The organism is Vibrio qinghaiensis, assembly GCF_002257545.1.
Lineage (GTDB): Bacteria > Pseudomonadota > Gammaproteobacteria > Enterobacterales > Vibrionaceae > Vibrio > Vibrio ordalii.
In genome coordinates, this window is sequence record NZ_CP022741.1 from 399,642 (window position 1) to 414,571 (window position 14,930).

Genomic DNA, 14,930 nt, shown 5'->3' on the forward strand with positions numbered 1-14,930 from the left:
ACTACAGCAAGTGAAATCTATAGGGTGTTGGATAGCTCATGCGGTTATGTTGCTTTTTATTTTAAAAATCACATTAAAGATAGTTTTTAATTTTGTATGTTTATCTGCAATTTTTCTAGTGGTTAGCGTAGCTAATGTTGGAATGTTATAGGGATCACCTCCCCTAAAAGGAGGAGGTATAAACAACCCGAACGACAGGGTTAAAGCGCGTGATGGGTCTGGTAATAGTGCAGAGTCATGGTGTCGGTTAATAAACGACGCGCACTTTCACTGTAATCTGGGGAATGTGTTAGTTTTCCAATCAAAATTGCATCCTAACTCAATATGCTAGGGTGTGATAATTATCGCAGATGGTTTTGTGGCAATTGCGATTGTCCAAGGACTGCAACGACCAAAATAAAACTGTTTTCCTTGGTAAAGTAAGCCGTATGCTTGCCTATAGGGAAGTAAAAACCATTTTGATATGAATCGTTGCAGCTTCTGCCTACCGCTGGGTTGTCAGCGAGCATCTGAAACCCAGTAAGAAGAGTGTCTTTGTATGCGTTCCACTGCATCTCGGAAAAGTTTGTAACGGTATAATTTTTGATTTTATGTAAATGAGCCTGTGCTAATTTACTTAGTTTATATTCACTATTGTGCATATTTTTGCTTACAACGCGTTTAGGAAGTTTTCACCGTTAACTACATTGCCTTGGGCTAAGTCTGCTTTTGCGGACTCAAAACAATGTTTTATGTAATCGGCTTTCATGACTTCAAGTTCTTCATAGTCTCTAATCGACATCACAACAACGGCATCTTTATTGTTTTTACTAATTTTAACTGGCTCACGTTGAGCGTTTAAAAGCAGTTCACCGAAATTACGTTTGGCATCATTTGCTGTTAATGTGTACATGGTTAAGCTCCAAGTCTGTAAGTGCAGTAATATTATAGAGTATCGAGCTAAATGTGCAATTTGATTAAATCGTGCGATTGGTGCAAGAAGTAAACTAACAAGAGGGATCACCTCCTCCTAAAAGGAGGAGGTATAAACAACCGGAACCACAGGGTTAAAGTGCGTGATGGGTGAGGTATTCGTATGCTTCCTTGGTGCCCATGTAGCGGCTTAAGCTGCGCACCGGAACGTTGCGTAAATCGACCACAACTAAACCATCGAGTGCATCATTAAAGTCAGGATCTACGTTAAAACTGACTAACTTGCCATTTAAACCGAGGTATTGACGCAGTAGCACCGGTACGCTTTTTCCTTCATCTAACCGAGCAATCACTTTGGAAAGCAGTTGTAAATCAGCCAATGCGCTCAGCAAACTCGCATTCCAAGGCGCTTGTTGGGCCGGGAGTGGGTTACTTGCTTCTACCAAATGGGCGTGTTGGGCCTGGTAATAGTGCAGAGTCATGGTGTCGGTTAATAAACGGCGCGCACTTTCACTGTAATCATTGCTGATACTGACGGGGCCAAAAAGGTGCGTATAGTGCGGATTTCGATGCACATAGGTTGCGATTCCCTTCCAAAGCAGCAGTAGCGGAGCCATGCTTTTTTGATAATCGATATCGACAACTGAACGTCCCATTTCAATCGCATTGTCCATAGTATTGAGAAAGCGTTGGTCATACTGAAATAGCGTCCGGGAGTACAAACCTGCAATACCGCTTTTGGCTACAATGCGATCAACTAAGCCTAAGCGGTAAGCTCCGACCAATTTTTGCGCTGCGCGATCCCAAATGAATAGATGTAGGTAGTTGCGATCGTATTGATCGATATCGAGCGCCGTGCCTGTGCCTTCACCTACGAGCCTGAAATTGTGCTCTCGCACTCGTCCTATTTCGTGCAGTAACGAGGGGATGTTTTCTGCGCTGGTGCAGTACACATCGAATTCGTTATGCCTTAATAGATGATCAGAAAAAGAAAGCTGCTCAATATCGTGTAATAAAGCGCTTAAGGCGAGTCGTGGCTCGATTGGTGGCAATGTTTCATCACTGGTTTTATTGCGCTTGGCCGGGCTGATGTGACTTAAAAGATAGGTGTTGAGTCTTAAATAGTTGACCAGTGTTTCATCACACAGATGTTGGATTTCTTTATGATTGATCGCATCTCCGATAGCAATTTCGATACGCTGATGCTTTTTATTGAGCAGTTCACGGCCCAACATTAATGTTCTTAATAGCGGGTGGATTTTTCCAGCCATGTAAAAGCGTTTCGAATTTTGCCCGTTGATGAACACAGGTAATGCCGTTGCTTGATGCTTTTGTATCAGTCGGCTGACTGAACGGCTCCACTGTTTGTCTTCCAGTCTCTGAGTTTTACTATCAACCAGTTGTGACACTTCACCTGCTGGAAACATCAATAGTAGCCCACCTTGAGCAAGGTGTTTATTGGCGGCTCTCAAGGCTTGCATATTCGCTTTTTGCGCTGCTTTGCCTTCAAAAACATCTACACCAATAAACAGCGAATCTAACTCTGGTACGGTTTTTAAATAGTGATTGGCCAATATCTGCACGTCAGAGCGAATTGAAAGCAGCATCTCAGCCAGAATAACGCCTTCCACACAACCAAGTGGGTGATTTGCAACAACGACTGTCGCGCCTTGAGCGGGCACTTGAGCTAATGATCCTTTCACCACTTGATAGTCAATACCCAATACCTCTAACGTAAAACGCAAAAATGTTGCGGTATCACAATGGGGTGGGCGTTGTGCATAAAACTTATCTAAACGAGTAAGGCCTGTAGCCCACTCAGTGAAGTGTTCACCTAGTCCAAACGGGGTTTTTCTGGGTAATTTAAAAGGGCTTATCGTGAGCATAGCAACCTCGCATTTTATGCTTTGTGCTTATGCTAGAGAGGGAAGATGACAATCTGGCTGCGATTAAGTGAGTAATTGATGGCTCTTTTTTTACAGTTTAATGAAATCCGTCTCAAATTGGAGATGAACTAGAATCTTGGATGCAACAATGATTTTTTAGCAACAATAAATCATTTTCTGCTCACAAAATGAACTGATTTTGTTTTGGTGCTGCTTATTTGGTGTTAGCTTATAGGGGCGGTACAAAATATAAAGATGTCAATTGAACCTTTGTTTTGCTGATCTGGAATAAACGGGAGCTTCTTGCTCCCGTTGCTGTTTCTAGCGCGAGAGTGTCATCCTTATCCCTTTTCTTTATCTTTGCTTCCCATCTGTTCACTTAAAAAGAAACTTTACCGCGCAGTGATTTATTAGCCGCGATTCGTTTTTTCTCGTCAACTCGCCGACGTTGAGAGCTTTTTGTCGGTTTGGTTGCCCGGCGTGTTTTTTCTATCACCATCGCAGAAAGAATAATCTCTTTGAGACGTTTGAGGGCATCTTCTTTATTCAGTTCTTGGGTGCGGTGAGATTGCGCTTTGAGGACAATAACGCCCTCTTTGGTCATTCTGGAATCTGGTCTTTCGAGTAATTTTTGTTTGTAGATGTCCGGCAATGTTGAGCGCCTGATATCAAAACGTAAGTGAATAGCACTGGAAACTTTATTGACGTTTTGCCCGCCATTACCGGCCGCACGAATCGCAGTCAGTTCGATTTCCCAGTCTGCCAGTTCAATAGTGTTAGATAGTTTGAGCATACAACCAAAGTAAAAATGTGTTCAATCCGCATTCTAGTGGAGGTAGCTCAGGTTATCTACCGCAGATTGTGGCTAGATTGGGGAAAGCGATACAGAATGACGCATTGCGAAATAGCAGCGAAAACTTGCTTGATACGAGCAAGTTTCTACCCGGATGAGCAAGTTCTTGCTCGAAAATTAAGAGGCTTTATCTAATTTATTGAAATATAACTATTTTTGTTTTGGCACTTCATTTGCTATGAGAAAGATACATAACGCGATGCAATTTCCATCGCTTTTTCTTACTAAATAAGGATTAAGTCATGCCAACTCCATGTTATATCTCTATCGAAGGCGAAACTCAGGGTCTGATTACTGCAGGCGCTCTTTCTACTGACTCTATCGGCGATGCGTTCGTTGAAGGTCATGAAGATCAAATGTTGGTTCAAATGTTTGACCACGTTGTGACTGTACCGACTGACCCACAATCTGGTCAGCCTTCTGGTCAACGTGTTCACAAACCATTCAAATTCACCGTCGCGCTCAACAAAGCGGTTCCTCTGCTTTATAACGCGTTGGCGTCTGGCGAGAAGATGAAATCGGTTGAGCTAAAATGGTACCGTACCTCTATCGAAGGTAAGCAAGAGAACTTCTTCACGACCAAACTCGAAAGCGCGTCTATCGTGGACATTCATTGCGAAATGCCACACTGCCAAGATCCAAAAAACGGCGACTTCACACAAAACGTTACGGTTTCTATGTCTTACCGTAAAATCCTGTGGGATCACGTGAACGCGGGTACTTCAGGCTCAGATGACTGGCGCAAACCAGTAGAAGCGTAAGCTTTGATTTGGGTGGCTGGCTGATGTTGCGTAAGCAAAGCCAATCCGGCCAGCCACCTTTTTTAGCCTTAAGCAAAGTACATTCAATGAGTGTGACTTGCTTAAGGCTTTGCTGTTTCTAATGTAAAGAGGATGGAAGATGGCCACGCTGAATTTTACGTTAAAGGTTGACGGGCTCGCCGACGATGCATTTGTGGTGCGAGAATACCAAGGACAAGAATCCTTATCGGAGAGTGCGCTGGCCAATGGCGAGCCTTGTTATGGGTTTCGTTACCACATTGAGCTCGCAAGCCGTCAATCTATTTTGAGTGCAGCCGAGGTCGTCGACAAAACAGCTCAGCTAACGGTTTTCCGGAATGGTAGCGTGGTGCAGCGCGTGCATGGCATCGTGCGCCAGTTCAGTAAAGGCGATATTGGTCATCATCACACCTTCTACTCACTCACTTTGGTGCCTGCATTAGAGCGCTTGTCGCTGCGCCAAAATAGCCGCATCTTCCAGCTTAAAACCGTACCTGAAATTCTTTCCATTGTGCTGCAAGAGATGGGCATTGACGACTATGCCTTCTCGCTCAAACGAGAATCTGTTCAGCGCGAATTCTGCGTACAGTACCGTGAAACCGATATCCACTTTTTACACCGCTTAGCCGCCGAAGAGGGCTTGGTCTATCACCTTATTCATGAAGAAGGTAAACACACTCTCTTTTTCAGTGACGACAGCCAAAGCTTAACGAAGCTTGATACGCCAATCCCTTACAATGTGCTGTCCGGTGGTATCGCTGACACGCCTTACATTTCCAACTTAATCAGCCACACGCAATCGCAAGTGGCGGAAAGCCAATTGGCGGATTACAGCTTTAAAAAACCGACTTACGGTTTTAAGCAAAGTGCACTCGGCACCGCGATGGATTACCAGCAGACCCACTATGAACATTTTGATTTCCCGGGTCGATTTAAAGACGATGAGAGCGGTAAAGCGTTTAACCAAATTCGTTTAGAGTACCTAAGAAGGCAGGCGCGTACTGCACAAGGTCAAAGCAATGAAGCGCGTTTGCAAGCCGGAACCCTGTTTGATTTGGTCGAGCATTTAGATGATAGCGCGAACCGAGATTGGGTTGTGGTGCAAGTAAACCATCAAGGCCGGCAGCCGCAAGCATTAGAAGAGTCTGGTGGTAGTGGTGCAACGACCTACAGTAACCAATTTACCTTGATCCCGGCCGATGTAACGTGGCGCGCAACACCACACACCAAGCCACAAGTGGATGGCCCATGCATCGCCCATGTGGTTGGCCCCGATGGCGAAGAGATCTTCTGCGACGAGTATGGCCGCGTTAAACTGCATTTCCCATGGGACAGATATTCTAACGGCAATGAACACAGTTCATGTTGGGTGAGGGTGTCGCAAGGTTGGGCTGGCAGCCAATACGGTATGATGGCTATCCCAAGAATTGGCCATGAAGTGATTGTCGATTTTTTAAATGGCGATCCGGATCAACCTATCGTCACAGGCCGCGCTTATCACGCCACCAATAAAGCGCCCTACACACTGCCAGATAACAAAACCAAAACCGTACTGCGCAGTGAAACCCATCAAGGTGAAGGCTTTAATGAGCTGAGTTTTGAAGACCAAGCAGGGCAAGAGAAAATCTACCTGCATGCGCAAAAAGACTATGAAGCGCTAGTGCTAAATGATGCCACCACCCACATCAAACACGATAAACACCTGACAGTGGATAACGACCAGTTCAGCCACATTAAAAATAACCAACACCTAACGGTGGAGGGTGAAAGCCGTCAGAAAATAGCGTTAGATCATAGCTTTGAAGTGGGTGGTTCACTGCACCAAAAAATCGGTGAAAAAACGGTTTTTGATTCAGGAAATGAAGTGCACCTTAAAGCAGGCAATAAGTTGGTGTTAGATGCGGGTAATGAGATCACCATTAAAGCTGCGGGCAGTTTTATCAAAGTGGATGGCGGCGGCGTGCACCTAGTCGGGCCTGCGATCAACCTTAACTCCGGCGGCAGCGCAGGCAGCGGCTCGGGTTATGGCGGTGTTGTAGCGGCGTTGCCACAAGGGGTTGATGAAGCCAAAACGCCGCAAGAGATTGAGCTAGCAGCAGTAACTCCCACTCAGCAATCCATGTCACCTTTACTTAAGGCGCGACAAATTGAAGCACTCAAAGGTCCTGCACCTGTGTGTGAAGTGTGTGAAGAGGCAAAGGGAAATTAATGCGTTCAACAAATTCCTTTGTCGTGCATAACTGGGTGAGCTCGGTTCCAGAGATGGAAATGGATACACAAGAAAGGCTTTACCTTTTGGTTGATGGTGCTCAAATCAGCCATCTAGCACAAGCCTTGTACCGTCTATCGGGTGAATTGGTTTTGGAGCCTTTGTACCTTTTTCCGCCTTTTGAGCAGCTTAAAGAGGTGTCTCCTTATCTCGTTTTGGCAACGGATGCAGTTAAAACCTGGTTTCTTGAGCAGAATCAGGGGTTAGCTGGGTTCTTTTTTGCTTCTTTAGACTCCATCGAAGACATTGCTGAACAACTGCGTCGTTTGATCCAAGTGGAATCCCCTTATGGTTCAACGGTGTTTCTTAAAATGGCGAACAGTGAATGCGCGTATGTACTTTTGAGTACCCAATGCCAACCACTGTGGAAAGTGATCAATCGAGCTTGGTTGCCGACACGTCAAGGTTGGCAATATGTGCAACGACCAGAACTGACGGCGACTCAGGACACTCCTGTGCGATTCAAGTTAACCGATGAACAGTGGCAACGGCTTGGCAACATCACATGGATCAATACCTTAGAAACGGTCGAGCGGCATGTGCAGCAGTGGTTTCCGGATTTAGCGCAGCAGTGGCAGTCTGACCCTGAATTATTTCATCGTCATGCTCAATGGGCTTACCAGCAGGGCTTTAGCAGTGAGCGAGATTTAATGCTGTTTTTTAATGTGTTGGGGTTTTTAGGTGTTGATGCTCTTGAAAAAGGGAAGTATCCCGAGATTGATCCTTTGTTGTATCAGGCTTTAAGTCGTACACCTTCGCAACGCATTGAAGCGGCCGCAGAGCTGGCTTATCACTATTCACAATCATCACAGGAGGTTCAAGGATGAGTAATCCCAATCAAGCTGCGAAAACAGGGCAGACCAATGATGCGCAAAATCCAGCCAGTGCATGTCCTTTTAAACAGCCGTTAATAGGGATAATTCCTGTTCGTTACGCCTTTGATGTTTATGATGATCAAGGTCAAGCATTACACCCTTTACCCAAAGCGGATCGACAGTGGAAAGGTCAATTCTCTACCAAGCAGCGTAGCTACACCTTAAGGCAACTGCGTGATGGCTGGCTCTATGTCTATGATGAAACAGCAAAAACACTGCACGAATATGAAGTGGTTGGCTGCAAGTTGACCAAAATTGAGTGGTCTGACGATGAGGCAAGCAAACCCACTCACGAGCGCGGCTCGAAAGGTGAAAGCAAAAGCTGTTTACTCTATCCCGCCCAGCACACTCTCTCTATCGGTTATGCGCATCAACGATGGACGTGGCGAGTGTGTGAGCATATGCGTTCCAATACTAGCAGCCGTCATGCTGTGATGCGAAAAGTGAGCCTTAAACAGTTTGAGTCCAATGGTACTCACCCTCATGCGCATTTTGCTCAGTATCTTGAAGACTATGTGGCGGACATCGGGACGCCAGCTGAGCAGGATATTTTTAAAGCTACGTGCACCCCTTTCTTACCGGTAGAGAAAAGTGAAGAAGCGGTGAAAGGTGCGGAATTCAAATTCGTTGCCGACAAAGCGGTGGTGAGCAGCAGTGGTTATTTGCAAGATTTGCCAGAGCAAAACTGCGGTTTATTTGTGGCGCTGAATGACCCTTTAGCGGACGTGTCAGATTTATTTGTTACTTTTACTACCCAAGTGGAAAAGCGAACTAAAGCGGTTGGTGATGAAACGCAACAGCATAAAATGCAGATGGCAGAGCTGACACGCACATTAGGCCGAATTCGTCTTGAAGAAAAAGAAATTCCCGATTTTGTAAAACAAGATCCGATCCGTATTTTAGAGTTAGAAAGAGCCATTACTGAATATTGGGCTACGGCTGAATTAGCCGAAATGGAATTTAGCCAATTAGCCAGTGAAGGGATCACGCCATCAAAGGCGCTTTCCCCCATGCAGCAGCAAGCGGATCAGCAATTGGCGGAATTGAAAACACTCTATCGTTTTGAACCCACCAGTGCTCAGATGCGCAAGTGGCGCAAAAAAGACAACGGTTTTAACGATGAAGTGCGCTGGGCGGATTTAGATAACTTTTTGGTGGAGCATTACACCCAACTCAAAGGATTGGATGAACAGATTAAACAGCACTATGCGCAGTTTATGTCTGCCTTCAACCAGCTTGGCCTTGACCCGATTCTACTTGGTATAGATAACCAAGATGAGATCCAGCAAGCGTATTTGTTAGCGTTAATTAGCCAATTTCTAGTGGCGGTTACGCAAGTCAATCATGATGAAAAAGCGCTTGAGACCCTCAAAAAAGAGCTCAGTTTTGATTCACCGAAAAACCTCATGGCGCTCGCGTCAACCGGCTTTTCTCTGCAGGCGAATCAAGCCATTAACAGCCACATCCAAGGTTTTAGCACCTCCTTTCTCTCTACAGGTAATCCTAGTGATATGGTGGCGTTTTCGGCCGCGATCGCAAACTGGGATACGTTCACGGGGGATGGCCGCATTCGGGAAAAAGCATGGTTTAAGACATGGATTGAACCCGTTCAATCGAGTTTTGGTGCACTGCAAAAAGCGGTAGCCAATCAAGCGAAAGAGAGTTGGCAAGCGGTGATGGAGTTGCTGTTTCCTTATCAGACTCAGCCCAAAGGAGGAACGCCCAGTTTGCTGGCTAACCTTCGCTTATTATTAGTGGAAAGCCTAGTACGAGAAGAGGCGGTGTTGCAACATAACCCCAAGTATGCGGCTGAGCTTAAGCAATTTGAGACTAAGTTGAATGTCATCTTGCAAGAGATGAATGATGCTCTGGAACTCAAGCCCGGTAATGTGAGCCCCAAAAACCATCAAATTGCGACCGCGCAATCCGCACAACGTAAGCTAGGGCAATTACTCAGTAGTGAACTGCCGATGATGTTCACGCTCAAAAACCAAGCGGCGATGAACACTTTTCAGCAATCGGTAAATGAGAAACTGAGTGCGCTATCGAAAAACGTCAAAACCAGTAGCGCGTCGGTGAGTCAGAAACTGGGTGGATTAGGGGGCTTGCTGTTTGCGCTGAACCTATGGAATACCATGGCGGTTTTGGAGAATATCCGCTATAAGGTCGCACAATACCCCAGTTGGGATCCTTCGAAGAATCCGGCGTTGGGCGAAGCCATTTATGCCACTGGCTATACCATTGTGGCCGCCGGTGCCATCAGTGCTGGGCGCGCTTGGGGGACGATTGTTAAATATGAGCTTTTGGATAAATCTCTAAAAGAAGCATTAGGTGAGGCATCAAGTCTTAAAGCCAAAGATGCCCTAAAAACTTTTTCTAAATCCATCGCCTTGGTGGCTACCGTTGGCATGATTGCCAGCGGGTTAGAGGCATGGGAAAGCTGGGGCAAGTTTAACGACAACAGTAAAACCGATCTTGAGCGCTTAGGCTATTTATTAAAAGGTGGAGCAACTGGAGCACAAATGCTAATTTTTGTTGCTCAAACAATGAGGTTGATACAGAACATCTTAGGTTTCTCATCAATTGCTGCCATTAATGCTGGTTGGATGCTCACCGGTTTTGCTGTGATTGGTATTGTCTATTTGATCGGGGTTATTTTGACCAATGTGTTTAAACGCTCAGAGTTAGAAATCTGGTTATCAAAATCGACGTGGGGGAAAGAGAGTGCTCATTGGTCGGTGGGCCAAGAATTGACCGAGTTAGAGCGCCTTCTCCATCGTCCGAGTCTTCGGTTGAGTAAAGTTACGCAACGTAAACCAGCACAATGGATGGATGCAGGCTCTTTACAATGGCAGTTAGAGCTCACTTTACCAGATTATCTTAAGGGGCAGACTATAGGCTTACAAATCACCCGTTTGCCAGCGCAGCCGGCATATTATCAACGGCAAAGGGAGGCGGTAACGCCAATACTAGTCAATGAACAGCAGGGCAAATGGAGTATTGAAGATCATCAGTCAGTGTATCGTATTACACTGGGTGGAAGTGATAAGGATACCGTTGGGGTTTGCGTTTCACTGCCACTGCGTTGGGTCAACGAACAGAGTTTCAAATTCTGCGCCAGTGGGACTCGCGCGGGTAAATTGGATTTGCAATCTGCAGAGGCGAATGATATTGCCACAAGAAATCTCGTAGTAGGAAAGGGTTAAATGTTAATTGATAAACAAGAGTTAGAGCTGTTTAAGCAAAATTTGCACAGTAGTGAGGTGATCCATCAGTGGGAATGTACAACAGGAGACATCAGTAATATGGCTCTCTGGTTTTGCGCTATCTTTGCTGGTTTTTTGCTTCCTTCACTATTTCTTTTGTTCGGGGATATTGCTTTTAACAGTGCAGAGTTTTGGGGCTTTATCAGCTTTGGTACGGCGGGCATGGCCGCGGTGAGGTATCTTTTGATGCCCGACCACCGCTATTGCTATAGTTTAACGCAAGCGGGGGTTCATTATACCGACCAAGAAGTGATTCCGGATGCGGCCTACACTTTTGTACGTGGTTTTGCTTGGGTGGGGATTGCGGTCTGTTTGCTAGCCTTAGCCGTTGTTGGCCCGTTAGCGTTTGTTGGTGCAGGCGGTTTTGCCCTGCTGGCCTTTGGTTTGACCAACTTCCATCCCACCGTACATCAGAAAGAGGTTTACTTTGCTGACCAATTGATTGTTTTTGACCCGATCAAAGAAAAGATGGTGAAATTGAATTCCGAAAGCAGAAGACATCCTCGATTTAGTAGAACACTTTTTTTTAGTTCCTTTGATGAAAAAACACGTTTTATTGAGCTCGTGAAGAGTGTTCATAATAATGTCGACTATCTTCCGTTACAGCGAGTTAACGATCAGTACAAGCATCCTATCTTTAATCAAGAATTAAAAGAGGAATAGCTTAAAGGTTTTTCACACCAGCGGCACTTTGGTACTCTAATTGTGTCTCCGGCGTACAGCTCACTTTTGGCTGTTTAGCGGTATTGATGGTGTATCACTAGCCGATAAAATCCTAAGCCCTTAGGGTAAACAACATCGCAACAAGCTTAATCAACGAATCTGATAAGGAGCAAATCAATGGCAAATGGTGCATTAGTAGGAGATATCGGATCCGATCATGATGGTTTTCCTCCGACGCCGATCACCGCTGGGTCACCGACGGTAAAAATTGATGGTAAAGCGGTGGCAAGGCAGGGCGACCCGCTAGAGCCTCATGACAAACCGAAAAACCCAAGCCATCCACGTGCAATTAAAGGCGGCTCGGGCAGCGTTATGATTGATGGCAAGCCCGCCGCGCGAGTAGGCGATGCCGTTGACTGTGGTGGCGTAATTATTGGTGGTTCATCGGTCAATATTGGTTAGGGTTGTAGCCCATTTAATCAATAAAGCGGCGCTTCAAATCTTGAGTGCCGCTTTATTGTTTTAAGCACAGCAGCTTTAGCACCAGTGAGCCAGCGTTATCCCTCTTTATGAAAAGAAATTCTACGGCCAGAAACGGAGCGAACAATGATCCGCCATATCTTATTAATCAAATTCAAACCACAAACTCAGCCTGCCGACATCCAACAGCTCAAGTCGCTGTTTGAAGCCATGCCAGAGAAAATTGAGGGGGTCTCCGCTGTTGAGTGGGGCGTGAACGACAGCCCAGAAGGTAAAAACCAAGGTTATACCCACAGCGTTTTAATGACATTTACCGATGAGCAAGGACGCCAAAATTACCTACCTCATCCAGAGCATAACGCGCTAAAAGATGTCTTTCGTCCTTTGCTTGAAGAGATCATCGTTTTCGATTATTCGATTTAGTTACAAGCCAGTAAAATCTAGACGGTGTTTATCTCTACTCCATCGCTAGGATTCAAGCCTGAAAGTTGAGATGCCGTCTATCGAATCTTACTTGTTAATGATCGTCCTTATGTCGTTAAAGTATAGATTTATCAATATCTTGTGAGTTTATATTCACCATTGTATCAATGGTGCTTAGATCAAATTTTCAGCACAAAGCATTCACAATAGTGAGATGGATGTATGGTTTTATTGTTGTTGTGAATGATTTTCATTGTATTGCGTTTTATCTTTTTGGTCGCTTTCTAAGCGCATTAAATAGGATGTAATAAAATGAATAAAGGATACAAATATTCTGCTCTTGCTGCAGCAATACTCGTTTCAGCATCGGTTTCGGCAAACGTCAGTGTGGAACCCACCCCAATGAATTCGCCTTTTATTAAAGACATAAAAGGCAACATCATTGAAGATCATCGTCCAAGGCCCGTCATTCCTCATTGGTTTATGATGCGTACCATGGGTAGCTCCGCAGAACGGCGAGGTGATTGGTTTAATCTCTCGGCTAACTATTCCTCTATCCAAGGGGTTGGATCGGATTATGTGTATGAATCCTTAATGCCCCCTCTTAAACCTCAGCCTGTTATCGTGGCGGTGTTAGATTCGGGCGTGGACATTGAACACGAAGATCTAAAGAACAAGTTATGGGTTAATGCGGGAGAAATCCCAAACAATGGCATTGATGATGATGGTAATGGCTATATTGATGATGTGTATGGTTGGAATTTCTTAGGCAACTCGCTTGGTATCAATGTGGATTACGATACATTAGAGCTGACGCGTGAGTACAAAAAATACCTGGATTTATTAGAAGGCAATGATTGGATACCTGAGCAAAAACGTGCTTACTACCAAGCAATAGAAACGGAATATCTAGCCGAGGTTCAGAGTAACCAAACCCTGCTCGCGCAGGTCACTGATGCTATTGAGCAAGCGAATCAATATAAATCGCAAATCTCAGCCCTGACTCAGCATAAAGATTTTACGGCCGAAGGTTTGCTCATTTTACTGTCACATCCGAACCCTGAAGTTGTCTCCGCTGCTCAAGCGTTGTTGACACTATTCGACGACTGGTATTCGTTTGACTACCTTGCATCCAGACATAGCCGATACAAAAATGCGTTAGATTACTACTACAACCTTGAGTTTGATCCTCGTGCTGATATCGTTTTAGATGACATCAGCAATCCTTGGGAAAAGGGCTATGGAAATAATGATGTAAAAGGGCCTGATGCATCACACGGTACGCATGTGGCGGGAATTATTGCGGCAGAGCGTCGCAATGGTATCGGTATTGACGGCTTATCTGAAGATGTGAAAATCATGTCGTTGCGTATGGTGCCCAATGGTGATGAGCGCGATAAAGACATTGCTAATGCTGTGCGTTATGCGGTGGATAATGGCGCAAAAATCATCAACATGAGTTTTGGTAAAAGCTATTCACCACGTAAATTTGTAGTTGATCACGCGTTTCGTTATGCGGCCAGCAAAGGTGTGTTAATCATCCATTCTGCAGGCAATAGCCAAAGTGATAATGATAGTAAACCAAGCTTCCCTAATCGTTTTGCCGATACTTACGAATCGTCACCTATTTCAACTTGGATAGACGTAGGTGCATCAGCGAAATACGCGAATGAAGATTTTGTCGCCAGTTTTAGTAATTATGGCCAAAAATCGGTTGATATCTTTGCACCCGGTTATCGCATTCTCTCTTCTACGCCAGGCAATAACTACGCATCCTATAGTGGTACGAGTATGGCTGCACCTGTAGTATCAGGCGTTGCCGCTATGGTGTGGTCACGCTATCCAGAGATCTCCGCAGTAGAACTCAAAGCTCTATTACTTGATAGCGCCCGTCGTTATCCTGAGCTGTTAGTGAAAAAACCATCATCACCTGAAACGCTTGTTCCATTCAGTGCGCTATCGATCTCGGGTGGAATGGTTGATGCTGAAGCCGCTTTTGAAACAATCGCGAGTAAGTAGTGTCGCAGTTGGTAATGGATCAACTTTGGCTTGTTGTGCAAGCACAGGCCTATTTACCGATGGCTTAATTTAATAACAGTGAGCGTAATAAAAGGCGTAGCTGATATTATCCAGCTGCGCCTTTTTGTATTCAGAGAAGAGTGCGTGATCGGGGCTTACCTGACCCATTACCTGACCCAAAGTCGTCAGGTACAAAAAAAGGTTAGTAAACACTACGCTTACTAACCTTCTAGAATTTGGTGGCCCCTCCCAGACTTGAACTGGCAGAGAAAAGACATTGAGCGCTGGATAGAAGAACAGAAATAGATGCAACTTGTTACTGCGAGAACAGTGTTCTCGCTTAACCTTCGTAAATATAAAGTAAGTCATTGTTTACATGATTAATAACACGAATAAAAAATGCTCTTGCTAGAACAATGTGCTAGCTGTTTGTTCTCCCACTAAATACATGATTTAACTCTATGTATTAGGTCTGGTAATTGTGCTTTAATGCATTTTGATGCTT

Annotated in this window: 12 protein-coding genes; 8 read left to right on the forward strand and 4 right to left on the reverse strand. The window is 45.0% G+C overall.

Annotated features, from left to right (window positions below):
- Window positions 1–341 precede the first annotated feature (341 nt).
- The 4 genes from CCZ37_RS02015 to arfB form a co-directional block, all read right to left on the reverse strand.
- Complete coding sequence (locus CCZ37_RS02015; protein WP_094499622.1) at window positions 342–641, reverse strand: type II toxin-antitoxin system RelE/ParE family toxin; 300 nt, start codon at window positions 639–641, stop codon at window positions 342–344.
- 8 nt (window positions 642–649) lie between these two features.
- Window positions 650–892, reverse strand: a complete 243-nt coding sequence (locus tag CCZ37_RS02020; protein WP_010318194.1) for a type II toxin-antitoxin system Phd/YefM family antitoxin — start codon at window positions 890–892, stop codon at window positions 650–652.
- A 154-nt stretch (window positions 893–1,046) separates the two neighbouring features.
- The gene (locus CCZ37_RS02025; RefSeq protein WP_094499623.1) at window positions 1,047–2,798 is read right to left on the reverse strand and encodes a lysophospholipid acyltransferase family protein; all 1,752 of its coding nucleotides are present in this window, start codon (window positions 2,796–2,798) and stop codon (window positions 1,047–1,049) included.
- Window positions 2,799–3,177: 379 nt separating this feature from the next.
- The gene (gene arfB / locus CCZ37_RS02030; RefSeq protein WP_010318196.1) at window positions 3,178–3,591 is read right to left on the reverse strand and encodes an alternative ribosome rescue aminoacyl-tRNA hydrolase ArfB; all 414 of its coding nucleotides are present in this window, start codon (window positions 3,589–3,591) and stop codon (window positions 3,178–3,180) included.
- Between the two features lie 302 nt (window positions 3,592–3,893).
- Between arfB and CCZ37_RS02035 the strand changes: the two genes are divergently transcribed.
- From CCZ37_RS02035 to CCZ37_RS02070, 8 genes are all read left to right on the forward strand, one after another.
- Window positions 3,894–4,412: an Hcp family type VI secretion system effector gene (locus CCZ37_RS02035; RefSeq protein WP_010318197.1), complete on the forward strand. Its 519-nt coding sequence runs from the start codon at window positions 3,894–3,896 to the stop codon at window positions 4,410–4,412.
- A 139-nt stretch (window positions 4,413–4,551) separates the two neighbouring features.
- Entirely contained in the window at window positions 4,552–6,639 is a 2,088-nt protein-coding gene (locus CCZ37_RS02040) for a type VI secretion system Vgr family protein (protein WP_094499624.1), read from the forward strand.
- Window positions 6,639–7,526 (forward strand): type VI secretion system accessory protein VasW, encoded by an 888-nt coding sequence (gene vasW / locus CCZ37_RS02045; protein WP_094499625.1) that lies wholly within the window; start codon window positions 6,639–6,641, stop codon window positions 7,524–7,526. Before CCZ37_RS02040 ends, vasW begins: the two co-directional genes overlap by 1 nt.
- Window positions 7,523–10,780, forward strand: a complete 3,258-nt coding sequence (locus CCZ37_RS02050) for a T6SS effector BTH_I2691 family protein (RefSeq protein WP_094499626.1) — start codon at window positions 7,523–7,525, stop codon at window positions 10,778–10,780. Before vasW ends, CCZ37_RS02050 begins: the two co-directional genes overlap by 4 nt.
- Window positions 10,781–11,503 (forward strand): hypothetical protein, encoded by a 723-nt coding sequence (locus CCZ37_RS02055; protein WP_094499627.1) that lies wholly within the window; start codon window positions 10,781–10,783, stop codon window positions 11,501–11,503. It begins immediately after the preceding gene.
- A gap of 177 nt (window positions 11,504–11,680) precedes the next feature.
- Window positions 11,681–11,965, forward strand: a complete 285-nt coding sequence (locus CCZ37_RS02060) for a type VI secretion system PAAR protein (protein WP_010318209.1) — start codon at window positions 11,681–11,683, stop codon at window positions 11,963–11,965.
- A 144-nt stretch (window positions 11,966–12,109) separates the two neighbouring features.
- A complete protein-coding gene (locus CCZ37_RS02065) occupies window positions 12,110–12,406 on the forward strand; it encodes a Dabb family protein (protein WP_094151689.1) in 297 nt (98 codons plus the stop codon).
- A 312-nt stretch (window positions 12,407–12,718) separates the two neighbouring features.
- Window positions 12,719–14,425 (forward strand): S8 family peptidase, encoded by a 1,707-nt coding sequence (locus CCZ37_RS02070; RefSeq protein WP_094499628.1) that lies wholly within the window; start codon window positions 12,719–12,721, stop codon window positions 14,423–14,425.
- Window positions 14,426–14,930: the final 505 nt, after the last annotated feature.

What these genes read in the sequence shown, in the direction of transcription:
- CCZ37_RS02015 (WP_094499622.1), bottom strand. Translation starts at nt 641, where the DNA reads ATGCACAATAGTGAATATAAACTAAGTAAATTAGCACAGGCTCATTTA.
- CCZ37_RS02020 (WP_010318194.1), bottom strand. Translation starts at nt 892, where the DNA reads ATGTACACATTAACAGCAAATGATGCCAAACGTAATTTCGGTGAACTG.
- CCZ37_RS02025 (WP_094499623.1), bottom strand. Translation starts at nt 2,798, where the DNA reads ATGCTCACGATAAGCCCTTTTAAATTACCCAGAAAAACCCCGTTTGGA.
- arfB (WP_010318196.1), bottom strand. Translation starts at nt 3,591, where the DNA reads ATGCTCAAACTATCTAACACTATTGAACTGGCAGACTGGGAAATCGAA.
- CCZ37_RS02035 (WP_010318197.1), top strand. Translation starts at nt 3,894, where the DNA reads ATGCCAACTCCATGTTATATCTCTATCGAAGGCGAAACTCAGGGTCTG.
- CCZ37_RS02040 (WP_094499624.1), top strand. Translation starts at nt 4,552, where the DNA reads ATGGCCACGCTGAATTTTACGTTAAAGGTTGACGGGCTCGCCGACGAT.
- vasW (WP_094499625.1), top strand. Translation starts at nt 6,639, where the DNA reads ATGCGTTCAACAAATTCCTTTGTCGTGCATAACTGGGTGAGCTCGGTT.
- CCZ37_RS02050 (WP_094499626.1), top strand. Translation starts at nt 7,523, where the DNA reads ATGAGTAATCCCAATCAAGCTGCGAAAACAGGGCAGACCAATGATGCG.
- CCZ37_RS02055 (WP_094499627.1), top strand. Translation starts at nt 10,781, where the DNA reads ATGTTAATTGATAAACAAGAGTTAGAGCTGTTTAAGCAAAATTTGCAC.
- CCZ37_RS02060 (WP_010318209.1), top strand. Translation starts at nt 11,681, where the DNA reads ATGGCAAATGGTGCATTAGTAGGAGATATCGGATCCGATCATGATGGT.
- CCZ37_RS02065 (WP_094151689.1), top strand. Translation starts at nt 12,110, where the DNA reads ATGATCCGCCATATCTTATTAATCAAATTCAAACCACAAACTCAGCCT.
- CCZ37_RS02070 (WP_094499628.1), top strand. Translation starts at nt 12,719, where the DNA reads ATGAATAAAGGATACAAATATTCTGCTCTTGCTGCAGCAATACTCGTT.